General features: G+C 43.1%; 21 protein-coding genes and 1 pseudogene. 18 read left to right on the top strand and 4 right to left on the bottom strand.

What is annotated here, in order from left to right; translation table 11 throughout:
• Positions 1-17: 17 nt before the first annotated feature.
• The 3 genes and pseudogenes from QM873_RS09795 to QM873_RS09785 all read right to left on the bottom strand — a co-directional run bounded on the left by QM873_RS09795 (position 18) and on the right by QM873_RS09785 (position 3,162).
• The gene (locus QM873_RS09795; RefSeq protein ID WP_414279207.1) at positions 18-779 is read right to left on the bottom strand and encodes a hypothetical protein; all 762 of its coding nucleotides are present in this window, start codon (positions 777-779) and stop codon (positions 18-20) included.
• A 110-nt stretch (positions 780-889) separates the two neighbouring features.
• A pseudogene (locus QM873_RS09790) lies at positions 890-1,216 on the bottom strand (helix-turn-helix domain-containing protein); the annotation flags it as partial.
• A gap of 251 nt (positions 1,217-1,467) precedes the next feature.
• A complete protein-coding gene (locus QM873_RS09785; protein ID WP_414279206.1) occupies positions 1,468-3,162 on the bottom strand; it encodes an Ig-like domain-containing protein in 1,695 nt (564 codons plus the stop codon).
• Positions 3,163-3,564: 402 nt separating this feature from the next.
• On the opposite strand from QM873_RS09785, the gene asnA reads away from it, so the two are divergent.
• From asnA to QM873_RS09725, 12 genes are all read left to right on the top strand, one after another.
• Positions 3,565-4,557: an aspartate--ammonia ligase gene (gene asnA, locus QM873_RS09780; protein WP_048692049.1), complete on the top strand. Its 993-nt coding sequence runs from the start codon at positions 3,565-3,567 to the stop codon at positions 4,555-4,557.
• Between the two features lie 191 nt (positions 4,558-4,748).
• Entirely contained in the window at positions 4,749-6,023 is a 1,275-nt protein-coding gene (gene hisS, locus QM873_RS09775; protein WP_343094302.1) for a histidine--tRNA ligase, read from the top strand.
• 157 nt (positions 6,024-6,180) lie between these two features.
• Complete coding sequence (locus tag QM873_RS09770) at positions 6,181-7,962, top strand: MFS transporter (protein ID WP_343094303.1); 1,782 nt, start codon at positions 6,181-6,183, stop codon at positions 7,960-7,962.
• A 125-nt stretch (positions 7,963-8,087) separates the two neighbouring features.
• Positions 8,088-10,298 carry an anaerobic ribonucleoside-triphosphate reductase gene (gene nrdD, locus QM873_RS09765; RefSeq protein WP_343094304.1) on the top strand — a complete coding sequence of 737 codons (2,211 nt, stop codon included), beginning with the start codon at positions 8,088-8,090 and terminating at the stop codon, positions 10,296-10,298.
• 12 nt (positions 10,299-10,310) lie between these two features.
• Positions 10,311-10,451: a hypothetical protein gene (locus tag QM873_RS09760; RefSeq protein WP_006595204.1), complete on the top strand. Its 141-nt coding sequence runs from the start codon at positions 10,311-10,313 to the stop codon at positions 10,449-10,451.
• Between the two features lie 45 nt (positions 10,452-10,496).
• Entirely contained in the window at positions 10,497-10,997 is a 501-nt protein-coding gene (locus QM873_RS09755) for a GNAT family N-acetyltransferase (RefSeq protein ID WP_414279205.1), read from the top strand.
• A gap of 4 nt (positions 10,998-11,001) precedes the next feature.
• Positions 11,002-11,598 (top strand): anaerobic ribonucleoside-triphosphate reductase activating protein, encoded by a 597-nt coding sequence (nrdG, locus tag QM873_RS09750; protein WP_343094306.1) that lies wholly within the window; start codon positions 11,002-11,004, stop codon positions 11,596-11,598.
• A gap of 189 nt (positions 11,599-11,787) precedes the next feature.
• Positions 11,788-13,272 (top strand): threonine synthase, encoded by a 1,485-nt coding sequence (gene thrC, locus QM873_RS09745; protein WP_343094307.1) that lies wholly within the window; start codon positions 11,788-11,790, stop codon positions 13,270-13,272.
• A 122-nt stretch (positions 13,273-13,394) separates the two neighbouring features.
• On the top strand, positions 13,395-14,678 hold the full coding sequence (locus tag QM873_RS09740) for an MATE family efflux transporter (RefSeq protein ID WP_343094308.1): 1,284 nt from the start codon (positions 13,395-13,397) through the stop codon (positions 14,676-14,678).
• A gap of 5 nt (positions 14,679-14,683) precedes the next feature.
• Positions 14,684-15,307 (top strand): HAD hydrolase-like protein, encoded by a 624-nt coding sequence (locus QM873_RS09735; protein WP_343094309.1) that lies wholly within the window; start codon positions 14,684-14,686, stop codon positions 15,305-15,307.
• Positions 15,308-15,882: 575 nt separating this feature from the next.
• Positions 15,883-18,528: a DNA polymerase I gene (polA, locus tag QM873_RS09730; protein ID WP_343094310.1), complete on the top strand. Its 2,646-nt coding sequence runs from the start codon at positions 15,883-15,885 to the stop codon at positions 18,526-18,528.
• 135 nt (positions 18,529-18,663) lie between these two features.
• The gene (locus QM873_RS09725) at positions 18,664-19,104 is read left to right on the top strand and encodes a CoA-binding protein (protein ID WP_343094311.1); all 441 of its coding nucleotides are present in this window, start codon (positions 18,664-18,666) and stop codon (positions 19,102-19,104) included.
• Between the two features lie 159 nt (positions 19,105-19,263).
• On the opposite strand, the gene QM873_RS09720 is transcribed toward QM873_RS09725, so the two are convergent.
• Positions 19,264-20,151, bottom strand: a complete 888-nt coding sequence (locus tag QM873_RS09720) for a DUF975 family protein (RefSeq protein ID WP_343094312.1) — start codon at positions 20,149-20,151, stop codon at positions 19,264-19,266.
• Between the two features lie 151 nt (positions 20,152-20,302).
• Between QM873_RS09720 and tgt the strand changes: the two genes are divergently transcribed.
• From tgt to rplB, 6 genes are all read left to right on the top strand, one after another.
• The gene (tgt, locus tag QM873_RS09715) at positions 20,303-21,445 is read left to right on the top strand and encodes a tRNA guanosine(34) transglycosylase Tgt (RefSeq protein ID WP_006597058.1); all 1,143 of its coding nucleotides are present in this window, start codon (positions 20,303-20,305) and stop codon (positions 21,443-21,445) included.
• 433 nt (positions 21,446-21,878) lie between these two features.
• The gene (gene rpsJ / locus QM873_RS09710) at positions 21,879-22,187 is read left to right on the top strand and encodes a 30S ribosomal protein S10 (protein WP_003009585.1); all 309 of its coding nucleotides are present in this window, start codon (positions 21,879-21,881) and stop codon (positions 22,185-22,187) included.
• 83 nt (positions 22,188-22,270) lie between these two features.
• On the top strand, positions 22,271-22,897 hold the full coding sequence (rplC, locus tag QM873_RS09705) for a 50S ribosomal protein L3 (RefSeq protein ID WP_003010846.1): 627 nt from the start codon (positions 22,271-22,273) through the stop codon (positions 22,895-22,897).
• A gap of 24 nt (positions 22,898-22,921) precedes the next feature.
• The gene (gene rplD / locus QM873_RS09700; protein WP_003009591.1) at positions 22,922-23,545 is read left to right on the top strand and encodes a 50S ribosomal protein L4; all 624 of its coding nucleotides are present in this window, start codon (positions 22,922-22,924) and stop codon (positions 23,543-23,545) included.
• Complete coding sequence (locus QM873_RS09695) at positions 23,545-23,841, top strand: 50S ribosomal protein L23 (protein WP_006595190.1); 297 nt, start codon at positions 23,545-23,547, stop codon at positions 23,839-23,841. Before rplD ends, QM873_RS09695 begins: the two co-directional genes overlap by 1 nt.
• Before the next feature lie 17 nt (positions 23,842-23,858).
• Entirely contained in the window at positions 23,859-24,692 is an 834-nt protein-coding gene (rplB, locus tag QM873_RS09690) for a 50S ribosomal protein L2 (protein ID WP_006595189.1), read from the top strand.
• Positions 24,693-24,782 lie beyond the last annotated feature (90 nt).

Genomic DNA, 24,782 nt, shown 5'->3' with positions numbered 1-24,782 from the left:
TTTCGATACAGGCTAGCTTAGTTTCTACTGAATATGCTTTTTTGACCATAATAAAACACTCCTGTTTCTAGTTTACCAGATTTCAACAGGAGTGTTTTCTTGTGTCTCATTTTATGGGTGCAGTGCCTATTATTATCAATTCTTTTAAATTTTAAAATACTTCCTTTGAATAGTTTAATTTTTTGATCTTTTTTTAATACTAGTTCACTGTTTGGGAGACTGATAGAATAATTTTTACTAATATTTGTCCTTTTATTACCTTTAGAAAACACAAGTTCAAATGTCATATTCTTAGGCATGATAAACGTTTCATTTCCCATCTTCACAACAGTATCATCAAGTACATAATTTCTAACGGGTGCTGCATTTAGAAAAATGAAACAAGAAAGAAGAAGTAATAGTAACTCTATAAAACACATAGAAATTAATCTTACTATTTTTATATAAGAATTAGCAAAGCGATCAGATTTTTTCAAATATTTTAAGATCTTAATTGAAATAAACTCATTTAGATGAAATAAAAATAAAGAAGAAATAAATATAGCAAGATAAATTTTATCAATTAATTTCGTATGCTCGAAGATTTGCATCCGGAACGAGATGAATTTTTGATAAATAAACCAGATAAATGCTACTATTAAACTTGCGATTCCATATTTCAACAATCTTTTAGTGAAAGCTTTTTTGCTCACATGGATTTTTATTGCGTCAGAGAAAACATTGATTAATACGGACGCTATAATCATTAATATACCTGTCATTCCATCATTTAAATTCATCTAAATTCTCCTAACACTTAAAAATAATACAGTCATCTACCTGACAAACATACTTCTATCCATTCTATTATAGATAGTTATTGTTACTTACACAGTTTTATTAAATGTATTTATTGATCTCTTCTAAATTCTTTTTTTCTTTTAATAATGAACTCAATTAACTCTTTTTTAAAAATCTTCTTTTCTTCTTCAGTAAGACCTTTTGAATTCATACGAAAAAGAAGTTCCACATTATCTAACTTATCTTCTTTTACTCCTTCATTTGAATTTCCAACCAGATAATCAATTGACACGTTTAGGATTTGTGCAATCTTGACTAAATTATCTTGTGTTGGCTTTTTGACTCCACGTTCCCATGAAGCATAGGCTGGTTGCGAAATTCCTAGTTTTTCAGCTACATCGACTTGTGTAAGATGTGCTTGTTTTCTAAGGTTTTTTTCTGTTCCTTGGTATTCATTTCAACTCCAATAATATTACTACTTGATGTTATTATACCATTAAAAATGTTTAATTTATTTTTTTAATGAAATTTGAAATTTTTTAAATCGACTTTTATGGCATACTATCTTTATACGTAATTTTGAGAAGAGTCATCAGCGGACGGCTCTTTTTTTGTTCCTCATTTGTCAAATTAAGCTAGAAGAAAAAAACCTCTAGCTATTAGCTAGAGGTTGCGATTTAGTCATCTTTATTGATGTGAGAGTTTACGTTTCAATAAGATAGCACCTGATAGAACAACTGCTCCGAGAACAATGAATCCAGTAGCGGCAACTTCACCTGTACTTGGGAGAACTTTCTTACGACCTTTACCTTTGCCATCGCCTGTACCTTCAGTTGTTGAAGATGACGGAGTTGGTGTTGGAGTAGGAGTTGTCGTTGAAGATGTAGTCGGTTCTTCGCTTGTAGTCGTAGTTGTTGTTGTTTCGCCTGTCGTAGTTGTCGTTGTTGAATCTTCTTTGGTTGTTGTAGTAGTTGAAGATGTAGTCGGTTCTTCAGTTGTAGTCGTAGTTGTTGTTGTTTCACCTGTAGTGGTTGAAGTAGTAGTCGGCTCTTCAGTCGTCGTAGTCGTTGTGGTGGTTGTAGTCGTGGTTGTTTCTTCCTTCGGATTGACGATCGTCTTGGTTACTGAGTGATCGGCTCCGAAATCTTCAGCATTGACTTCTGTATCTGCAGATTTAATGCTGTAGCCTGCAGGTGCTTCTGTTTCAGTTAAGATATACTTATCTTTTAGCAAAGCACTGACAGTAATGTTCCCGTTTTCGTCGGTTACATACTCACCGATGACTTGGTTGTTCGCTTGACGTACGACCTTGAATTTGGCACCTTGAAGAGGTTGGTTGGCATCATCTACTTTGTGGATATTGATAGTAAATACATAGCCAACACCAGAGCCACCAGCGATTTGTACAGCGGCAGCATTGGTTACTTCTTTCACTACTGTATTTTTTCCTTTTAAGATGGCATCATTTTTTAGGAGTTCGCCATCTACAGGCTCGTAGTTGAGCTCAACGTCGTAAGCAATACGATACTGGTCGTTTTCAGTGATATCGCCTAAGTCAACTACAAAGGATTGACCGTCTTCACTAATGGTCACCTTGTGTTGGTCAGTGACATCTGTTCGGTTGCTAAATTGCCATTCACCTGCTACAAAGGCAAAGGTACCTTTTAAGATTTTGATGCTACCAGGCACATAAGAAGCATTGGTAAATTTCATGTGATCTTCAATGGTCACGCTATTGATATTTTCTCTGGTCCGGTTGACAGAAATGGTATAGGATACCTTTTTGTGGTTGTCTGAATTCACCCAGCTCGTCTTTGTCAAGACTTTGGGATTGCCGTCTCCAACTCCCTTGAAGGTTACTTTTCCGCCGACCTTTACCTCGTTGTTAATGGTAATTTCAATTGGGATTTCTCCTTTTTCAGGGTGCTTTTGGAAATCAATCCGAGCATAGAAGAAGAAGGAGCCGTTAGTGTCAGAGTGTTTTTCAACATAGTCTGTATAGGTGAGGGAAATCGATTTTTTTGCAGCATCTACGGTTGCATGAGCGATGACCTCGTTGGTGTTAATATCTCGAATCTCGAAGCTGTCTGAAGAAATGATAAGGGCATCTGGCACAGTCACGACGGTGGTGTCCCCTGCCTTGACATTTTTTCCAGCTAAATCGTAGGTGGCATTAATTCGGAAAGTAGCCCATTGCTCCAACTCCCAGGTGAGATCTCCACCTTCGTTATTGGTGACGTTAACACTGGTAATCGTATCCGCAAATTTTCCTGTTACCGAAACAGTCGATGTTTCAGCAGATGATCTATTCAAACCTAATGTGAATAGGGTGGCTAGTAAACAAAGAACAAATGGGAAAATCCAAAATTTCTTTTTATCCATAAATTTCTTCCTTTTTTATAAAATGGGTGTTTAATAAACAATCCTACTATTAGTTCAACTAAGACTATCAGTAGGTTTCCAAAAGATAGAGTCGTTATTAAACGACACGGTATTGCGACAGGTTACTCGGTTGTTCGTTACGGTGTTTTTAAGAATGAAATCCTCCCTTTGTTCAAACAATCACAAAATCGTTTTCTTAGATAGATTGTAGCACAAAAAGCACCTTATTTCAACAGTATAACTTTGATTGTTAAAATAAAAATGAGTATAAAATAGATAGGTTAAATAACTGAAAGGAGAGGGTCTTGAAATAGCTTTCAAAACCCCTTTTTGAAGCAGTAGGTATTGCTTTTTCTCTAAAAAAGCGTATAATCAAATTCATACTATTTAAAGGGAGTCTCTATGAAGAAGAGTTTTATTCATCAGCAAGAAGAAATTTCATTTGTAAAAACAACATTTACCCAATATTTGAAAGATAAACTAGAAGTCGTTGAGGTTCAAGGTCCAATCTTGAGCAAGGTAGGAGATGGGATGCAGGACAACCTATCCGGAGTGGAAAACCCTGTCTCTGTAAAGGTCTTGCAAATTCCTAATGAAACTTATGAAGTGGTTCATTCCCTTGCAAAATGGAAGCGTCATACTTTGGCGCGATTTGGCTTTGGGGAAGGGGAAGGTCTCTTCGTCCATATGAAGGCCCTTCGTCCAGATGAAGATTCTTTGGATGCGACCCACTCAGTTTATGTCGACCAATGGGACTGGGAAAAGGTCATTCCAAATGGGAGCCGTAACCTAGCCTACTTGAAGGAAACAGTTGAAAAAATCTACAAGGCCATTCGTTTGACGGAGTTGGCTGTCGAAGCTCGCTATGATATTGAATCAATCCTGCCGAAGCAAATCACCTTTATCCACACAGAAGAGTTGGTAGAGCGTTATCCTGACTTGACGCCGAAAGAACGGGAAAATGCCATAACCAAAGAATATGGAGCTGTCTTTTTGATTGGGATTGGTGGCGTCTTATCAGATGGCAAACCACACGATGGACGAGCACCAGACTATGACGACTGGACAACGGAAACTGAAAATGGCTACAAGGGCTTAAATGGGGATATCCTTGTTTGGAATGATAACTTAGGGGCGGCATTCGAATTATCTTCTATGGGGATTCGGGTTGATGAAGACACCCTCAAGCGCCAGGTTGCTATTACAGGAGATCAAGATCGTTTAGAATTGGAATGGCACCGTGCGCTCTTGAATGGACTCTTTCCACTAACAATCGGAGGTGGGATCGGTCAATCGCGGATGGCGATGTTCTTGCTTCGTAAGAAACATATCGGAGAAGTCCAAACCAGCGTCTGGCCGCAGGAAGTTCGCGAACAATATGAAAATATCTTATAAGATAGTTGAAAGTAAAGAAACGAAAGAAATCGAGCCTTGCATGTGATGCGGGCTCGATTTTTATGGGGCTGGAGAAGTTCCCTTTTTCTATTCCTGATGGGCTTGTAGGCTGATTTTATCGCTTGAGCGCTGTCACGGACTAGAAATTATGATAAAATAAATAGTACAAAGCAAGCAAAGGAGTGGTATCTATGAAATTACAAAAACCAAAAGGAACCCAAGATATCCTGCCACAGGAATCCGCTAAGTGGCAATATGTAGAAGGATTTGCTCGCGAAACCTTTAAAAAATACAATTACGCAGAGATCCGCACACCTATTTTTGAACATTACGAGGTGATTAGCCGTTCGGTAGGGGATACAACGGATATCGTGACCAAGGAGATGTACGACTTCTATGATAAGGGTGATCGTCATATCACTTTGCGTCCGGAAGGGACAGCACCAGTGGTCCGCTCCTATGTTGAAAATAAACTCTTTGCACCAGAAGTTCAAAAACCAAGCAAGGTCTATTATATCGGTCCTATGTTCCGCTATGAGCGCCCTCAGGCTGGCCGTCTGCGTCAATTCCACCAGATTGGTGTAGAGTGTTTTGGATCTAGCAATCCTGCAACAGACGTTGAGACGATTGCCATGGCTGACCAATTCTTCAAAGAAATTGGCATTGAAAATGTCGTCCTCCACTTGAATACCCTTGGTAGCACAGCCAGTCGGGCAGCTTATCGCCAAGCTTTGATCGACTACCTCCTTCCAATGAAGGACCAACTTTCAAAAGATAGCCAACGTCGTCTAGAGGAAAATCCGCTCCGCGTCTTGGACTCAAAAGAAAAAGAAGACAAGCAAGCGGTTGAGAATGCTCCATCTATCCTAGACTACTTGGACGAAGAAAGCCAGGCACACTTTGATGCCGTACGGGCTATGCTAGACGGCCTCGGAATTGACTATGTCATCGATACCAATATGGTACGTGGCCTAGACTACTACAACCACACTATTTTTGAGTTCGTGACAGAAGTAGATGGGAATGAGTTGACCGTTTGTGCGGGAGGTCGTTACGATGGCTTGGTAGAATATTTTGGTGGACCAGCAACACCAGGTTTCGGTTTTGGGATGGGACTTGAGCGTCTCTTGTTGATCCTCGATAAACAAGGAGTTGAGCTTCCTGTTGAGACGTCATTGGATGTCTACATTGCTGTGTTGGGTTCAGAAGCAGAAGTAGCTGCCTTGGAATTGGTTCAGGCCCTTCGTCGTCAAGGCTTCATCGCAGAACGTGATTACCTAGGCCGTAAGTTGAAGGCTCAGTTCAAGTCAGCTGACGTCTTTGGGGCTAAAACTATCATTGCCTTAGGTGGTAGCGAGGTTGAAAGTGGGCAAATCACCGTCAAAAACAACCAGACTCGCCAGGAAGTGACCATGTCCATCGAAGAAGTAAAAAATGATTTTCAGACTATTTTGAATCAACTATAAAAAGAAAAGACGGATGCCGAGAAGGTGTCGGTCTTTTTGCATGCCCTCTACTTTCTCCTTGTGGAGAAAGCTGACAGCTGGGCCCATTTTTGATATACTAGTAGGGTATGCATGTGCCCTTTAGCACTTGCAATTCTAGTAAAGGAAAAAACACGGTATGAGTGAAAAAGAAAAAGAATCGCATAAACTTGGCTTGAGTGTCGGGTCCAATTTTCAAGATACTCAAGAGCTACGAAAGGTATTGGAACAATCAATTAGCCGGGAAGAAGAAGTTTTGACGGCTAGTCAACCGGTGGAATCAGAGCAGAACCAGGAAGAGAGCCAGGTTGCTGGAGAAGCGGTGGAAACAGAAGCTTCGACCGGAACTCTAAGTCGCCTATCACAATCTGGTCATCGTCGCAAAGAAAAGGTTGAAGCGAGATCGAAAGACCAAGAGGATGTAGAAGAGACATTAGAAGAGCAAGAAGATGAAAAGTCGTTGGGGCGCTATGCCATTAAGCGACCAGTTCCCTTGTCACTACCAATTGCTCTTAGTGTCCTACTTGGGCTGGTCCATGTAGCCCTTCCTTTTATCAACTTACTGGCGACCAACCAACAAACCCAGGACTTATATGCCGGTTGGGCAATGTCTCAAGGTCAAGTTCCCTATGGTCATTTCTTTGGGGTCAATGGTTTGCTCTACTACGGGATCAGCGCTTTAGGAAGTTTGCTAGGAGGTCAAGTTCTCCTGGTGGTCTTCCAAATTTTAGCCTACTTTTTTGCTGGGACGAGCCTGTATCGGATGGTCAGAAGCTTGGTTGCAAGTGAAAAAATTGCAGGTCAAGTTCAGCTACTCTTCTACCTACTTGCTGGAGTGCTTGGATTTGGCGGCAATTACGCTGTCCTTTATGCCCTGCCCTTCCTATTTGGCTCTATGAATTTCATTCTCGCTTATCTAGAGGGTGAGAAAACAGATGAATCCTTTGTCGCCTATGGCGCAGGAGCCTGTTTGGCATTTATGATGGTGCCATGGCTGAGTGTGATTTTTTATCTGCTTGCTTTTCTTGGATTGACAGCCTATCATTTGAAGCAAAAGAAATTTGCCCACGGCTTCTATCAATTTCTTGCTGCCCTCTTGGGATTCTCTCTTCTTTTCTATCCCTTAGGCTACATCACCGTGTGGAACGGCTCTTTTGGATATGCGATCCATCAGACCTTGTACAGTCTCCGCTCCCTCCAGTTTGATGCCGGACATCTATTTGCCAACTTGGTTTATTACTGTTTATTGCTGTTGACGCTTGGTTTCGCTTCAGCTTTCGTCATGTCCTTCCGAAAAGTATCGACAAGTGGTCAACGTGTGATTCGGTTTATGAGTTGGTTTGGTCTTCTGCTAGTTGTTGCAGTTGTGGTTGGGACACCAGAGCAAGGGGCCTATCAGTTCCTTAGCTTGTTACCTTTTGTTCTCCCCTTGTTTGCTCTTTGGTTTGCCGGGGATGAGTCAACTTATCAGCGCCGGAAGATGAAGAACAATACTATCTGGGACCTTTATTTCTCCAGTCAAGCCTTCCTACCGATTTTGGCAATGGCTTATTTAGTGGGCTATCCAGTTGTGAATCAATTGGTTCTCCAAAACAATCTAGCGAGTGACCGAAGTGCAATTGCTCAGTATATCAAGAGTCATAGTGATTCCAAAGATACGATCTATGCTTGGGATCAGACGGCTCATCTCTATCAAGAAAGTGGCCGTTTAGCAGCTTCAGCTCTTTTAACTCCGACTGCCTATATGGGGCCGAGGGAAAATCGAACCAATCTGATCAATCAGATTAAGCAAGCTAAGCCGAAGTTTATTGTGGTCAATAAGGACCTAGATGTAACGTCTGCTCTGAAAAAAGTTCTAACTAAGGATTATGAAAAAGTGAACCAGAAGGGTTCGCATTACACCTTGTACCAATATAAATAGACTATCAATATCTTGTGGTTTTGAAATGAAATAACATTTTTTGACACAAGATATTGATTTTTTATTTTTGAGTGATATAATATGGGGTGAATTCTATTTGTATAAAAAAGAAAGTGGGCGAGAGTATGATAACGTTACGAGAAGAGCATATCCAAAGTCTCCCCCAACTCTTTGTGGAAAAGAGAGATGGGCGGAAGGTCAAGTTTGATGTCGATAAAATTTACCGTGCTTTGGTCAAGGCGACAGAAGAAGTGACCGGTCTCACTCCGGCCTTGGAAGCGAAATTAGAAACCGTAACAGACCGGATCGTTGCTGAAATTTTGGAACGCTTCCCTCGTGGCGTGAAAATCTATGAGATTCAAAATGTCGTTGAGCACGAGTTATTACAAGCCAATGAATATGCAATTGCTGAGAGCTATATTACCTATCGTACGCAACGTGATTTTGAGCGCTCAAAAGCAACGGACATCAATTTCACGATCGGCAAACTCCTCAACAAGGACCAAGCTGTCGTCAATGAAAATGCTAATAAAGACAGTGATGTCTTCAATACCCAGCGTGATTTGACAGCAGGTATTGTCGGCAAGTCTATTGGTCTCAAAATGTTGCCCAAACACGTAGCCAATGCTCATCAAAAAGGGGATATCCACTACCATGATTTGGATTATAGCCCTTACACCCCGATGACCAACTGTTGTTTGATCGATTTTGAAGGCATGTTGAGAAATGGCTTTAAGATTGGAAATGCTGAAGTAGAAAGTCCTAAGTCCATTCAAACTGCAACGGCTCAGATTTCGCAAATTATTGCCAATGTAGCTTCTAGCCAGTATGGCGGTTGCTCAGCTGACCGGATCGATGAAGTCTTGGCTCCTTATGCAGAAAAGAATTACAAGAAGCACTTGAAAGATGCTGAGGAGTGGGTTCTCCCTGAAAAACGCGAGGACTATGCTTGGCAAAAAACGAAAAAAGACATCTACGATGCCATGCAATCATTGGAATACGAGATCAATACCCTCTTTACCTCCAATGGACAAACGCCCTTCACCTCGCTAGGCTTCGGGCTAGGGTCTAATCGTTTTGAACGGGAAATCCAAAAAGCTATTCTGGAAATTCGAATTAAGGGACTCGGTTCAGAACACCGGACTGCTATTTTCCCTAAGTTGATTTTCACCTTGAAGAGAGGCCTCAACTTAGAACCAGGGAGTCCCAATTATGACATCAAGCAATTGGCCTTGGAATGTGCAACCAAACGCATGTATCCGGATGTCCTCTCATATGACAAGATTGTCGAATTGACAGGCTCCTTCAAGGTACCCATGGGCTGTCGTTCGTTCCTCCAAGGCTGGAAGGATGAAAATGGCCTAGAAGTCAATTCTGGTCGGATGAATCTGGGAGTTGTGACAGTCAATCTCCCCCGGATTGCCTTGGAGTCAGAAGGGAATAAAGAAAAGTTCTGGGAAATCTTTAATGAGCGGATGAACATTGCGGAAGATGCTTTGGTCTATCGGGTAGAGCGGACCAAGGAAGCGACTCCAGCCAATGCCCCAATTCTCTACCAATATGGGGCTTTTGGGAAGCGATTGGGCAAGTATGACCAGGTAGACCAGCTCTTCCGTCATCGCAGAGCGACCGTTTCTCTGGGCTATATCGGACTCTATGAAGTCGCGACCGTTTTTTATGGTCCAAACTGGGAACAGAATCCAGAAGCCAAGCAATTCACGATCGATATCATCAAGGATATGAAGAAGCGGGTCGAAGAATGGTCCGACCAGTATGGCTACCACTTCTCGATTTATTCGACGCCGTCAGAAAGCTTGACAGATCGCTTCTGTCGCCTGGATACGGAGAAATTTGGTCAGGTTCCGGATATCACAGACAAGGAATATTACACCAATAGTTTCCACTACGATGTTCGCAAGAACCCAACTCCATTTGAGAAGCTGGATTTTGAAAAAGTCTATCCAGAAGCAGGGGCCTCCGGTGGCTTTATCCACTATTGTGAATACCCTGTTCTCCAACAAAATCCAAAAGCGCTAGAGGCGGTTTGGGATTATGCCTATGACCGGGTCGGTTATCTCGGAACCAATACGCCGATTGACCGTTGTTACAAGTGTGATTTTGAAGGGGATTTTACACCAACCGAGCGGGGCTTCACCTGTCCAAACTGTGGCAATAGTGATCCTAAGACGGTCGATGTAGTCAAACGGACCTGTGGCTATCTAGGAAATCCTCAAGCCCGTCCGATGGTTAATGGACGTCATAAGGAAATCGCTGCGCGGGTCAAACACATGAATGGGTCCACGATTAAATCAGCTGGACACCAAGTGACAGATTAGAAAAGGAAGATTATGGGAAAATACCAACTAGACGATAAGGGCAAGGCCCAAGTTCAACGATTCCACGAAAAACATTCGACAGGTGGAATCAATAAAAAAGACCGGGTAGCCAGCCTGAGAGAGCAATTTTTAAAAAAGGCTAAGAAAAAATAAAAGTGAGAGTTCGCTCTCGCTTTTCTCGTATGGGGGGAGGTAAAGATGGAATTACGTAGACCAACTCTAGCGGATAAAGAGGCCATTCTAAACATGATGGCAGAGTTTGAAAAGAGCCGATCAGCCCATAACGGTGGCTTTTGGGATGCTGAGAACTTTGATTATGAGGAGTGGCTAGAAACTTGCCATAATAAAGAAATGGGAATAGGATTGTCGGAAAATCGTGTTCCATCAATTCAGTTCGTATTGTTTGATAAATCAGGCAAAGCTTTAGGCTTTTTGAATCTACGGCTGAGACTACATGAGGGCTTGCTGAATCATGCTGGCCATATTGGCTACTCCATCTGTCCCTCTGAAAGAGGTAAGGGCTATGCTAAAGAGGCCCTCCGCCAAAGTTTACAAGTTGCTAAGGAAAAGAATATCAAACGAGCTCTGGTAACTTGTAGCACAGAAAATCCTGCCAGCCGAGCTGTTATCTTAGCCAATGGAGGCCAATTGGAGGATGTGCGGAATGGTACCGAACGGTATTGGATAGAGGTGGAGTAGAAGGATGACATGGAATACACCAAAACCAGGCGAGTGGAAGAGTGAAGAACTGAGTCAAGGTCGCATCATCGACTACAAGGCTTTTAACTTTGTTGATGGCGAAGGAGTCCGCAACTCCCTTTATGTAGCAGGTTGCATGTTTCACTGTGAGGGCTGTTACAATGTAGCGACCTGGTCTTTCAAGGCGGGTATTCCCTACACCAAAGAGTTGGAAGAGCAGATCATGGCCGATCTGGCCCAACCCTATGTCCAGGGATTGACCCTGCTTGGGGGAGAACCCTTTCTTAACACTGGCATCCTGTTGCCCTTGGTCAAGCGCGTGAAAAAAGAATTCCCTGACAAGGATATTTGGTCTTGGACCGGTTATACCTGGGAAGAAATGATGCTGGAGACGCCGGACAAACTAGAACTGCTTTCGCTGATTGATATTCTGGTGGATGGTCGTTATGATAAGAGCAAACGCAACCTCATGTTGCAGTTTCGTGGCTCTTCCAACCAGCGGATCATTGATGTTCAACAATCTCTCAAAGAAGGAAAAGTTGTCATCTGGGACAAGCTCAATGACGGCAAGGACTCCTATGAGCAAATAAAAAGAGACTAGCAAGACTCGGATAGTCATTATAAAGATGGAGGTTTCGTGGTTCTTCAGTTTGCAAGAAGTGGGCTCTTTTTCAGACAATTTTCTTCTCACTGATAAAATTCAGAAGGATTCATGGTATAATGGAATAGATTGTACGAAAGTTAGAGTAATCTAACTCGTACATTTAAGGAACAGAATGAGGAAATTGACATGACATTAGTTTATCAATCAACGCGTGATGCGAAAAATACCGTAACAGCCAGCCAAGCGATTTTGCAAGGTTTGGCGACAGATGGCGGTTTGTTTACTCCAGTGAGCTATCCAAAGGTAGATTTGGATTTTGACACATTAAAAGATGCTTCTTACCAAGAGGTGGCTAAGCTGGTCTTGTCAGCCTTCTTGGATGATTTCACAGCAGAAGAGTTGGACTACTGTATCACCAACGCCTATGACAGCAAGTTTGATACACCAGCCATTGCCCCTCTTGTTAAGCTTGATGGCCAATACAACTTGGAACTCTTCCATGGTTCAACCATTGCCTTCAAAGACATGGCCTTGTCTATCTTGCCATATTTTATGACAACTGCTGCTAAGAAACACGGATTGGAAAACAAGATTGTCATCTTGACAGCGACATCTGGAGACACTGGGAAAGCAGCTATGGCAGGGTTTGCGGATGTTCCAGGCACTGAAATTATCGTCTTTTATCCAAAAGATGGTGTCAGCAAGGTACAAGAGTTGCAAATGACCACTCAAACTGGGGATAATACCCATGTGATCGCCATTGATGGAAACTTTGATGATGCACAAACCAACGTGAAGCATATGTTCAATGATGTGGCCCTTCGTGAAAAATTGGCAGCCAACAAGTTGCAATTTTCATCAGCCAACTCTATGAATATCGGCCGTTTGGTACCACAAATTGTCTACTATGTTTATGCCTACGCTCAGCTTGTTAAAACTGGCGAGATTAATGCTGGTGACAAGGTTAACTTCACTGTACCGACAGGAAACTTTGGAAATATCTTAGCTGCCTTTTACGCTAAACAAATCGGCCTACCAGTCGGTAAATTGATCTGTGCTTCAAATGACAACAATGTCTTGACAGACTTCTTTAAAACTCGTGTTTATGACAAGAAGCGTGAGTTTAAGGTAACCACTAGCCCATCGATGGATATCTTGGTCTCTTCAAACTTGGAGCGCTTGATTTTCCATCTTTTGGGAAATGATGCTGAAAAGACAGCTGAACTCATGAATGCCTTGAATACGCAAGGTCAGTATGAATTGACAGACTTTGATACAGAGATTTTGGACCTCTTTGCGGCAGAGTATGCAACAGAAGCTGAAACCGCAGCAGAAATCAAGCGTGTCTATGAGTCGGATTCTTATATTGAGGACCCTCATACAGCGGTTGCTTCAGCAGTTTATAAAAAATACCAAGCAGCGACAGGCGATGCGGCCAAGACCGTAATTGCATCAACAGCTAGTCCTTACAAATTCCCAGTGGTTGCAGTAGAAGCTGTAACAGGGAAATCAGGTTTGAGCGATTTTGAAGCCTTGGCTCAATTACACGAAATTTCAGGTGTAGCCTTGCCACCAGCAGTGGATGGCCTTGAAACTGCTCCAGTTCGTCACAAGACAACTGTTGCAGCAGCAGAAATGCAGGCTGCAGTTGAAGCCTATTTGGGATTGTAAGTGGGAGTCCCAAAATTAGAAAGCAGAAGTCTCTAGGACTTGACTGAATAAATCCCACAACAGTTCTACAAGCAGAACTCAGTTAGGCAACTAGCTGAGTTTCTTTTCATCAGGAGGAAAGTGTGTCACGTCAACAACAAGTAGATCGACAAATTTTAAGAATTGCCCTTCCAGCCATCGGAGAAAACTTTCTCCAAATGCTCATGGGGATGGTAGATAGCTACTTGGTCGCTCAGTTGGGTTTAGTAGCTGTATCGGGTGTATCCGTTGCAGGTAATATCATTACGATTTACCAAGCTATTTTTATCGCTCTTGGAGCAGCGGTCGTGAGTCTCTTGTCTAAAAGTATGGGACAAAAAGATCAGAAAGCCATAGCTCGTCAGGCGACTGAGTCTATTAAAGTCACGGTTTTATTAAGTTGTATCTTGGGGGTCTTATCCCTCTGCTTTGGCAAGGAATTGATTGCCCTCTTGGGGGTTGAAGCAGCGGTTGCAGAAGCCGGAGGAATTTATTTATCCCTTGTCGGAGGAAGTATTTTGCTTTTAGGTATGATGACGACCTTGGGAGCCCTAGTCCGTGTGGCCCATAACCCGCGACTACCCATGTATGTCAGTTTGTTGACCAATGTTTTGAATGCTCTATTATCGAGCATCTTGATCTTTGTTTTTGGGCTGGGCATCGCCGGGGCTGCCTTAGGAACGGTTCTCTCTCGCTTATTAGGGGCTTTCTTGCTCTGGCGTCAGGTTCAACTTCCCTTTGCTCCTTTTCGTTGGGGCTTGGATCGAGACTTGCTCTCCTTTGCTTTGCCTGCTGCTGGTGAGCGCCTCATGATGCGAGCAGGGGATATTGTCATCATTGCTATGGTGGCTGTTTTTGGTACTAGAGCGGTAGCTGGGAATGCTATTGGGGAAGTCTTGACCCAGTTCAACTATATGCCGGTCTTTGGGATTGCGACAGCGACAGTCATGTTGGTCGCCAAAAGTTTGGGGCAGAATGATTTAAAAGGGATCAAGCAAATCATCAGTCGGAGTTTTTGGATTTCCTTTCTCACCATGCTTCCCCTCGCCCTTACCATCTTCTTGTTTGGAAGTCCTTTGACAGCCCTTTACACTAAGGATCCAGGAGCCCTTGCTGCCTCCTTATCCGTCATTTTGTTCTCCTTGCTTGGAACGCCTCTGACAGCTGGGACAGTCATCTATACCGCGGTCTGGCAAGGGTTAGGCAACGCGCGTCTTCCCTTCTATGCGACCACTATCGGCATGTGGGTGATTCGGATTGGCTCAGGTTATCTGATGGGGGTTAGCCTCGGTTGGGGCTTGCCAGGGATTTGGGCTGGTACCCTCTTGGACAATGGATTTCGCTGGATTTTCTTAAAAACACTCTATCATCGGACATGGAAGGAATAAAATGTATGACACGAGCTTTTATTTGGGATTTGGATGGAACTCTTTTGGATTCTTATGAAGCGATTTTAGATGGGATTGCTGAGACTTATGCCCATTACTCTCTGGACTTTGATCGAGAAGCGGTCCATGCTTTTATCCTTCAACAATCCGTCCAGGCACTTCTTGAAGAAGTAGCTAGAGAACATGGTTTGGATGCGGAAGAGATGAATCGTCATCGTGCTTCTAGCTTGCGTGAGAAAAACGCCCAAGTTCATCTGATGCTAGGAGCTAGAGACATTCTAGCTTGGGCCAAAGAGGAAGGGATTGTCCAATTCATCTATACCCACAAGGGGAAAAATGCTTATCCAATTCTGGAAGATCTAGGGATCTTATCCTATTTCCAAGAGGTTGTCACAACGGACAATGGCTTTCGAAGAAAACCAGATCCAGAAGGAGTCGATTATCTAGTAGATAAGTATCAACTGGATCGGAGCAAGACCTATTATATTGGAGATCGAACCTTGGATGTTGATCTGGCAGACAATGCAAGAATCGGGAGTATTAATTTTTTGGATTACAAGCCGGATGTCAATCATGCGATTCGTCATTTGGATGACATTCGCCTCTATTTTGAAGAAGAAAAAAGTTAACTTATTTAACAAAGCTAGGCTTCTTTGTTGCTGGAATGGCGCTATGAAAAGAATCCGTAAACAATTTGTTTTGGAAATGAAATAATTCCTTAAGAAATCTTTAAGATAAATCCGATATAATAAAACCATAAACAAAGACCTCCTAACTTTGTTTATGAAATCCTAAAACTTTTCTTTTTCATAATAATCTCCCTAAAAGGCCACCAAATCCGGTGGTCTTTTACTTTGCTTTTCTTAGGGCTACGATGGCAAGGGCTCCATCTTCAGTTACCGGTCTGCAGCAAAAAACAACTGCATGCTTTGCGCCTCAGCTTTTAGTTTTCTTAAAGCTTTCTATAAGGAATGGTTTAGGTTTGAGCTGTATACTAAACTCATCCAATAAGAAATGAGGTACAGAAAATGAAAATCTCAGTTAATTATCCAAAACGCTTTAAGAAATTGCCACAACAAGGTTCTTGTTACGGCGAATAAACACTTCTCTTCATTTTTCATAAGAAATTCCTAAAGAAGGCTCTACCCGAAAGGGTAGAGTTTTTATGTACCAGAGACCTTGTGATTCGTGGTATAATAAGCCTATGGAAAAAAAGAACAAATTACTACTCATCGACGGGTCTTCCGTCGCTTTTCGTGCCTTTTTTGCACTCTACAATCAAATCGATCGCTTCAAAAATGCCAATGGGTTGCATACCAATGCGGTCTATGGCTTTAACCTCATGTTGAGTCATCTCTTGGAGCGCATCCAACCGACCCATGTCCTCGTTGCTTTTGATGCAGGCAAGACGACTTTTCGGACAGAGATGTACGCCGACTACAAAGGGGGGCGGGCAAAAACACCAGATGAGTTTCGTGAGCAGTTTCCTTTCATTCGTGAACAACTGGATCATTTGGGAATCCGCTATTATGAGCTAGCCCAGTATGAGGCAGATGACATCATTGGAACGCTAGATAAGATGGCCGAAGCTAGCTCGGTGCCCTTTGATGTCACCATTGTCTCTGGGGATAAGGATTTGATCCAGCTGACAGATGACAATACGGTGGTTGAAATCTCTAAAAAAGGGGTAGCAGAGTTTGAGGAATTCACTCCAGCCTATCTCAAAGAAAAAATGGGTTTGACACCAGAGCAGTTTATTGACCTCAAGGCTTTGATGGGAGATAAGTCGGATAATATCCCGGGTGTCACCAAAATCGGAGAAAAGACAGGGATCAAACTGCTTCTAGAATACGGCTCTCTCGATGGCATTTACGAGCATATCGATGAGATGAAGGCTTCTAAGATGAAGGAAAACCTCATCAACGACAAGGAGCAGGCCTATCTGTCCAAGACTCTCGCGACCATCGATACCAATGCGCCCATTGAAATTGGGCTTGACGATATCACTTATTCGGGTCCTCATCTAGAAAATCTCGCCAAGTTTTATGAGGAGATGGGCTTCAAGCAACTTCGCCAAGCCTTGGATCTCAGTGGAGAAGAGGCGGCTCCTGTAGCCATTGACTATACAGAAGTCGAGCAAGTCACTCCAGATATGCTTACGGAAGATAGTTTCTTCCATTTCGAGATTTTTGGGGACAACTACCATACGGAACCCATTATCGGCTTTGCATGGGGGACAAAAGGTCAGCTCTACGCAAGTACAGATACTGGTCTTTTACAAACACCGATTTTCAAAGAATTTCTCGAAAAAACGCCCCTCAAGGTCTATGACTTTAAGCGGGCCAAGGTCTTGCTCAGCCACTTGGGCATTACCTTGCAAAAGCCGGCTTTTGATAGTCGATTGGCCAAGTATCTCTTGTCGACCGTAGAGGACAATGAAATTTCAACCATTGCGAGTCTCTATAGTCAGATTGCGCTACCGCTGGACGAAGTCGTTTATGGCAAGGGAGCCAAAAAAGCTATCCCAGAAAAGGCGGTCCTATTAGAGCATTTGGCACGAAAGGTCGCTGTTCTACTGGATACTGAAGGGCCCATGGTGGAGCAGTTGCAAGCCCATGACCAATTAGATTTGCTCTATGATATGGAGCAACCACTAGCAGCTGTTTTGGCCAAGATGGAAATCGCAGGGATTAAGGTAGAGCGCCAGACCCTCAAAGACATGCAGGTGGAAAACGAAGCAGTCTTGGAGCGCTTGACTCAAGAAATCTACGAGCTTGCTGGAGAAGAATTTAACATCAATTCTCCAAAACAATTGGGCGTCATCCTCTTTGAAAAATTGGAACTCCCACTTGAATATACTAAGAAGACCAAAACCGGCTATTCAACAGCCGTTGATGTCTTGGAACGCCTGGCTCCAATTGCACCGATCGTGTCTAAGATTCTTGAATACCGCCAAATTGCTAAGATCCAGTCAACCTATGTCATCGGTCTTCAAGATTGGATTTTGGAAGATGGGAAGATCCATACCCGTTATGTACAGGATTTGACGCAGACAGGCCGCCTGTCCAGCGTGGATCCCAATCTGCAAAACATCCCTGTCCGTTTGGAGCAAGGTCGTCTCATCCGCAAGGCCTTTGTCCCAGAAGAGGAAAACAGTGTCTTGCTCAGTTCGGATTACTCACAGATCGAATTGCGCGTCTTGGCCCATATTTCGGGAGATGAGCATTTGATTGATGCCTTTCAGCATGGGGCAGATATCCATACATCGACTGCTATGCGGGTCTTCAATATTGAAAAACCAGAAGACGTGACGCCGAATGACCGTCGCAATGCCAAAGCAGTAAACTTCGGTGTGGTTTATGGAATTTCCGACTTTGGACTGTCTAACAACTTAGGGATCAGTCGAAAAGAAGCCAAGGCCTACATTGAGACCTACTTCGAACGTTACCCTGGCATCAAGGACTATATGGAGAGAGTGGTGCGAGAAGCGCGTGACAAAGGCTATGTGGAGACTCTCTTCAAGCGCCGTCGGGAGATTCCAGATATCAATTCTCGCAACTTCAATGTTCGAGGCTTTGCGGAGCGGACCGCTATCAACTCACCAATCCAAGGATCGGCAGCCGATATCTTGAAAATTGCTATGATCCACTTGGACCAAGCGTTAGAAGCAGGAGCATACAAGACCAAGATGCTTCTTCAGGTGCACGATGAAATCGTTCTGCAAGTACCAAGTGATGAACTGGCAGCGATTAAAGAACTCGTCAAAGAGACTATGGAATCCGCTATTGAACTTGCAGTTCCACTAGAAGCTGATGAGAATGAAGGCAAAACATGGTATGAAGCCAAATAAGATTGAGTTTGTTTAAAACAGAAAGCGGTAGGAGACTTTTCAGTTTCCTACCGCTTTTAACGACAAACACTTGCAATGCCCTTCGTATTGTTATACTATTTAAAGAAAGGAAACGCATACAAAAAGGAGATTCTTATGGCTTATTCATTTCGCAATCCTAGTGATGGCATTATCAAACATTACCTCGAAACCAGTAAAATCATTGCTGTAGTTGGATTATCTGACCGTGAAGAGACGACCAGTCATCGTGTCAGCAAGGATATGCAAGAGCGGGGCTATCGGATTATTCCTGTTAACCCTCGTGCAGCCGGTGGGCAGATCCTTGGAGAAACGGTGTACGCTAGCTTGCAGGAAATTCCTTTCCCAGTAGATATCGTCGATGTTTACCGTCGCAGTGAGTTTTTGCCAGATGTAGCGCGTGACTTTATCGAGACGGATGCGAAAATTTTCTGGGCGCAACTAGAGCTGGAAAATCAAGAAGCAGAAGAAATCCTTCGTAGATCTGGACGAGAAGATATCGTCATGAACCGCTGTATCAAGCGCGAGCATACTCGCTTGGTCTTAGGAGAAGGATAACCTTTGGTTTATCTCAGAACCTCTCGTCTTTCATTCAGTGATTAAACTGATACGAGAGATGAAATAAATACAGACGGATTTCCCTAACAGAGAAAAAAGAACCCACCTAGTACTTTGGAGAATGGCTCCAATCGAAGGTGGTTTTTCTTGTTTTCTTTGTTAATCAAGTGGATTAGACTTTGGTAGATCCGGCGCCTTTTGCTGGAAGCGACTGTCCGCCTGCATCCGTTTTTGGAGGAGGGTATGGTAGAAGATGATTTGGCAACTGGTTGCATAAGGTTTAACATAAAAATTCGCCATTCCTAAAGTGAAAAAAGATAGAATTTGCCAACCGAGCAGACTCAAATCAAGAACAAGGCGGTGGCTCTTAAAGCCTTTCATCTCTTCCTTACTTTGGCGGAGGATAGACATGGGGCCATCATAGGTTCCTGTCATCAGTCGACTATATAGGATCAATTCGACCAAACTATACTGGTAATAAAAAGGGAGGAAGAGCAGGAGCCCAACCAGCGCCATTAAGAGGCCGGTCGTCATCGTTGGAGCTAACTTAAGAATTGCTTGAACTTCTGGAGTATCCGCTCTAAGGGTAGACGTAGTGGAGGAGGATTCATTGATAGCGAGAACGTGATAGCTGACCACCGTTAAGAGGAGTTGACTCACATAGAGGAGACTCCCCCACAAAGACAGGATCACTTGCTTAATGAATAGCGTCAAAAACGCAGGTGTAAAATACTGGCTCTGAAAGATGGTGAAGATACCAAAGTTCTTTTCTCCCTTGCTAGAGGCAGAAATCAAAAAGCGAAAAGTTGCCCCTAAATAGAGAAAAGACAGGATAAAACCAACAATCGCAGGAAAAATCTGCCGACTTAGAAGAAAGAGCATCCCTTCTCTAAGTTCCATGTGAGCAAGTGTTTCAGTGATGTCTGTCCCTGTCAACATGTAACTTGCAAGGATTGTCAGGAAAGTTGGCAAGGCAAAGTAGGAGAAGACTTTGGGATGTTGCAATTGCAGCTGACGAGCTTGAGCACGAACCAATTTGATATTCATAATGTCCTCTTTCATGGTAGTAGTACCCTTTATTATAACACAAGTCCGTGACAGAGCTGGTAAAATTTGGTACAATCGTACAGGTGCTCACAGGAGATCCTGTGACAGGAATAAGAAGGCTGGGACTGTTTTTCCCAGTACGGAGGTAACCATGACAGATTCACCGATTCAATATCGATTAATCAAAAAAGAAAAGCATACAGGAGCTCGTCTGGGAGAAATTATCACCCCCCACGGGACCTTCCCAACTCCAATGTTTATGCCTGTAGGGACTCAGGCAACCGTTAAGACCCAATCGCCAGAAGAACTCAAGGAAATGGGGTCCGGAATTATTTTGGCCAACACCTACCATCTCTGGCTTCGTCCGGGGGATGATCTAGTCGCAAAAGCAGGAGGACTGCACCAGTTCATGAACTGGGACCAGCCCATTTTGACAGATAGTGGAGGCTTCCAGGTCTATTCACTAGCGGATACCCGAAATATCACCGAAGAAGGGGTAACCTTTAAAAACCACCTCAATGGTTCGAAGATGTTCCTCTCCCCAGAAAAGGCCATCTCGATCCAAAATAATCTAGGGAGCGACATCATGATGTCCTTTGACGAATGTCCTCAGTTCTATCAACCCTATGATTATGTGAAGAAATCAATCGAACGGACCAGTCGTTGGGCAGAACGTGGCCTTAAGGCTCATCGTCGCCCTCATGATCAAGGTCTTTTCGGGATTGTCCAAGGGGCTGGATTTGAAGACTTGCGCCGTCAGTCTGCTCAAGATTTGGTCAGCATGGACTTTCCAGGCTATTCTATCGGTGGGTTAGCTGTTGGGGAAAGCCATGAAGAGATGAATGCCGTGCTGGATTTCACAACTCCGCTCTTACCAGAGAACAAGCCTCGCTATCTCATGGGAGTAGGAGCTCCAGACAGTCTGATCGATGGCGTTATTCGTGGAGTGGACATGTTTGACTGTGTCTTGCCGACGCGGATTGCGCGAAATGGTACCTGTATGACTAGTCAAGGACGCCTGGTAGTGAAAAATGCACAATTTGCAGAAGATTTTACACCGCTAGATCACGAGTGTGATTGCTACACTTGTAAGAATTACACCCGTGCTTATCTTCGCCACCTCCTCAAGGCAGATGAGACCTTTGGTATTAGATTGACCAGCTACCACAACTTGTATTTCTTGATTAACCTCATGAAGCAGGTCCGTCAAGCCATCATGGATGACAATCTCTTAGAATTCCGCGAGCATTTCGTCGAAAAATATGGCTATAACAAATCAGGGCGGAATTTTTAGGAAAAGCTAAATAGGAAGAAAAAAGACTACAGCCATCTTAGAATAATAGAAATAACTGATAGACGCAGTGGTTGATTGGTATCTTTGTTCGCTTGTTAAGCTCCAAAGATAACCTAATCAACTGTGCGGGGGCGAGACGACGAACAAATTTGGAAATAAATTTGTTCTGTCTCGCTCCCTTTTTTCTATATAATAGCAACTTTTTTAGCACGCTTTTTCTTTCGAAAACACTTTCATCAAAAAAACGAAAAAAATCTGCTCAAATTCCTTGCATTGGGGCTTTCATTGTGTTAAACTACTATGGTGCTGTGAAAAACAGCTATTAGCTTTGATGCAAGAGGTTGCGACACGCTCGGTTGCATTGCCACGCAACGCGCGTCGGTTTTCTTGTGGAGCTAGCCTATTATCTTAAATAGACGAAAAGGAGAAAAAGATGGCAAACAAAAAAATCCGCATCCGTTTGAAAGCGTACGAACACCGTACACTTGACACAGCGGCTGCAAAAATCGTAGAATCAGCTACTCGTACAGGTGCACAAGTTGCGGGTCCAATCCCACTTCCAACTGAGCGTAGCCTCTACACAATCATTCGTGCGACTCACAAATACAAAGATTCTCGCGAACAATTCGAAATGCGTACACACAAACGTTTGATCGATATCATCAACCCAACTCAAAAAACAGTTGACGCTTTGATGAAATTGGATCTTCCAAGTGGTGTAAACGTAGAAATCAAACTTTAATCTAAAGCTTGATACCTTGAGCATAAAAAACGCTCGTTAAAAACTTTTTGAATAAAAAACTATAGAAAAGGAACTATTTTCTCATGACAAAAGGAATCTTAGGGAAAAAAGTGGGAATGACTCAAATCTTCACTGAAGCTGGCGAATTGATCCCTGTAACAGTTATCGAAGCAACTCCAAACGTTGTTCTTCAAGTTAAAACTGTTGAAACAGATGGTTACAACGCTATCCAAGTTGGTTTTGATGACAAACGCGAAGTATTGAGCAACAAACCTGCTAAAGGACATGTAGCAAAAGCTAACACGGCTCCTAAGCGCTTCATTCGTGAATTCAAAAACGTTGAAGGCTTGGAAGTTGGTGCTGAAATCACAGTTGATACTTTCGAAGCTGGAGACATTGTTGATGTAACTGGTACTTCTAAAGGTAAAGGTTTCCAAGGTGTTATCAAACGCCACGGACAATCACGCGGACCTATGGCTCATGGTTCTCGTTACCACCGTCGTCCAGGTTCTATGGGACCTGTTGCACCTAACCGCGTATTCAAAGGTAAAAACCTTGCAGGACGCATGGGTGGAGATCGTGTAACTATTCAAAACCTTGAAGTTGTACAAGTTGTTCCAGAAAAGAACGTTATCCTTATTAAAGGTAACGTACCAGGTGCTAAGAAATCTCTTATCACTATCAAGTCAGCAGTTAAAGCTGGTAAATAATAAGGAAAGGGGAATACAGTCAAAATGGCAAATGTAACATTATTCGACCAAACTGGTAAACAAGCGGGCGAAGTTGTTCTTAACGATGCGATCTTTGGTATCGAACCAAACCAAGCAGTTGTATTTGATGTGATCATCAGCCAACGTGCTAGCCTTCGTCAAGGAACTCACGCAGTTAAAAACCGCTCAGCTGTTTCAGGTGGCGGACGCAAACCATGGCGTCAAAAAGGAACTGGACGTGCTCGTCAAGGTTCTATCCGCTCTCCACAATGGCGTGGTGGTGGAATCGTCTTCGGACCAACTCCACGTAGCTATGCGTACAAACTTCCTCAAAAAGTTCGTCGCCTTGCACTTAAATCTGTTTACTCAGAAAAAGTTGCTGAAAACAAATTTGTAGCCGTTGATTCTCTTGAATTTACAGCTCCAAAAACTGCTGAATTTGCAAAAGTTCTTGCAGCTTTGAGCATCGATTCTAAAGTCCTTGTTATTCTTGAAGAAGGAAACGAATTCGCAGCTCTTTCAGCTCGTAACCTTCCAAACGTGAAAGTTGCGACTGCTACAACTGCAAGTGTTCTTGACATCGCAAATAGTGACAAACTTCTTGTTACTCAAGCAGCTATCTCTAAAATCGAGGAGGTTCTTGCATAATGAATTTGTATGATGTTATCAAAAAACCTGTTATCACTGAAAAGTCAATGGCTCAACTTGAAGCAGGCAAATATGTATTCGAAGTTGACACTCGCGCTCACAAACTTTTGATCAAACAAGCTGTTGAAGCTGCCTTTGAAGGTGTAAAAGTTGCGAATGTGAACACTGTAAACGTAAAACCAAAAGCTAAACGCGTTGGACGTTACACTGGTTTTACTTCAAAAACTAAAAAAGCTATCATCACGCTTACAGCTGATTCAAAGGCAATCGAGTTGTTCGCTACTGAAGCTGAATAATCTAAGGAGGAAATATCGTGGGAATTCGTGTTTATAAACCAACAACAAACGGTCGCCGTAATATGACTTCTTTGGATTTCGCTGAAATCACAACAAGCACACCAGAGAAATCTTTGCTCGTTTCATTGAAGAGCAAAGCAGGTCGTAACAACAACGGACGTATCACAGTTCGTCACCAAGGTGGTGGACACAAACGTCATTACCGTTTGATCGACTTCAAACGTAACAAAGATAACGTTGAAGCAGTTGTAAAAACAATTGAGTACGATCCAAACCGTTCTGCAAACATCGCTTTGGTACACTACACTGACGGTGTGAAAGCATACATCATTGCTCCAAAAGGTCTTGAAGTTGGTCAACGTATCGTTTCAGGTCCAGAAGCAGATATCAAAGTCGGAAACGCTCTTCCACTTGCTAACATCCCAGTTGGTACTTTGATCCACAACATCGAATTGAAACCAGGTCGTGGTGGAGAGTTGGTACGTGCTGCTGGAGCTTCTGCTCAAGTATTGGGTTCTGAAGGTAAATATGTTCTTGTTCGTCTTCAATCAGGCGAAGTTCGTATGATCCTTGGTACTTGTCGTGCTACAGTTGGTGTTGTCGGAAACGAACAACATGGACTTGTAAACCTTGGTAAAGCTGGTCGTAGCCGTTGGAAGGGTATCCGTCCAACAGTTCGTGGTTCTGTAATGAACCCGAATGATCACCCACACGGTGGTGGTGAAGGTAAAGCACCAGTTGGTCGTAAAGCGCCATCTACTCCATGGGGCAAACCTGCTCTTGGTCTTAAAACTCGTAACAAGAAAGCGAAATCAGACAAACTTATCGTTCGTCGTCGCAACGAGAAATAATTTAGAACTAGTCGCTTAAGCGCTAGATGATCCGCCAGCTCGGTAGCGCTCCTTGTGAGCGCAAGCCGCTGTGGTACTATATTTAAAGGA

This window comes from Streptococcus australis, from assembly GCF_047463015.1.
Classification (GTDB): Bacteria; Bacillota; Bacilli; order Lactobacillales; family Streptococcaceae; genus Streptococcus; species Streptococcus australis_F.
Note: the sequence above shows the minus strand (reverse complement) of the source record. Positions and strands in the feature narration are given on the sequence as shown.

Bases quoted from the DNA above. Each gene is read 5' to 3' on its own strand.
- QM873_RS09735 (WP_343094309.1), top strand. From the start codon at position 14,684: ATGACACGAGCTTTTATTTGGGATTTGGATGGAACTCTTTTGGATTCT.
- QM873_RS09760 (WP_006595204.1), top strand. From the start codon at position 10,311: ATGGGAAAATACCAACTAGACGATAAGGGCAAGGCCCAAGTTCAACGA.
- tgt (WP_006597058.1), top strand. From the start codon at position 20,303: ATGACAGATTCACCGATTCAATATCGATTAATCAAAAAAGAAAAGCAT.
- QM873_RS09770 (WP_343094303.1), top strand. From the start codon at position 6,181: ATGAGTGAAAAAGAAAAAGAATCGCATAAACTTGGCTTGAGTGTCGGG.
- nrdD (WP_343094304.1), top strand. From the start codon at position 8,088: ATGATAACGTTACGAGAAGAGCATATCCAAAGTCTCCCCCAACTCTTT.
- QM873_RS09695 (WP_006595190.1), top strand. From the start codon at position 23,545: ATGAATTTGTATGATGTTATCAAAAAACCTGTTATCACTGAAAAGTCA.
- asnA (WP_048692049.1), top strand. From the start codon at position 3,565: ATGAAGAAGAGTTTTATTCATCAGCAAGAAGAAATTTCATTTGTAAAA.
- QM873_RS09720 (WP_343094312.1), bottom strand. From the start codon at position 20,151: ATGAATATCAAATTGGTTCGTGCTCAAGCTCGTCAGCTGCAATTGCAA.
- polA (WP_343094310.1), top strand. From the start codon at position 15,883: ATGGAAAAAAAGAACAAATTACTACTCATCGACGGGTCTTCCGTCGCT.
- thrC (WP_343094307.1), top strand. From the start codon at position 11,788: ATGACATTAGTTTATCAATCAACGCGTGATGCGAAAAATACCGTAACA.
- QM873_RS09785 (WP_414279206.1), bottom strand. From the start codon at position 3,162: ATGGATAAAAAGAAATTTTGGATTTTCCCATTTGTTCTTTGTTTACTA.
- QM873_RS09755 (WP_414279205.1), top strand. From the start codon at position 10,497: ATGGAATTACGTAGACCAACTCTAGCGGATAAAGAGGCCATTCTAAAC.
- QM873_RS09795 (WP_414279207.1), bottom strand. From the start codon at position 779: ATGAATTTAAATGATGGAATGACAGGTATATTAATGATTATAGCGTCC.
- nrdG (WP_343094306.1), top strand. From the start codon at position 11,002: ATGACATGGAATACACCAAAACCAGGCGAGTGGAAGAGTGAAGAACTG.
- hisS (WP_343094302.1), top strand. From the start codon at position 4,749: ATGAAATTACAAAAACCAAAAGGAACCCAAGATATCCTGCCACAGGAA.
- rplC (WP_003010846.1), top strand. From the start codon at position 22,271: ATGACAAAAGGAATCTTAGGGAAAAAAGTGGGAATGACTCAAATCTTC.
- rpsJ (WP_003009585.1), top strand. From the start codon at position 21,879: ATGGCAAACAAAAAAATCCGCATCCGTTTGAAAGCGTACGAACACCGT.
- rplD (WP_003009591.1), top strand. From the start codon at position 22,922: ATGGCAAATGTAACATTATTCGACCAAACTGGTAAACAAGCGGGCGAA.
- QM873_RS09725 (WP_343094311.1), top strand. From the start codon at position 18,664: ATGGCTTATTCATTTCGCAATCCTAGTGATGGCATTATCAAACATTAC.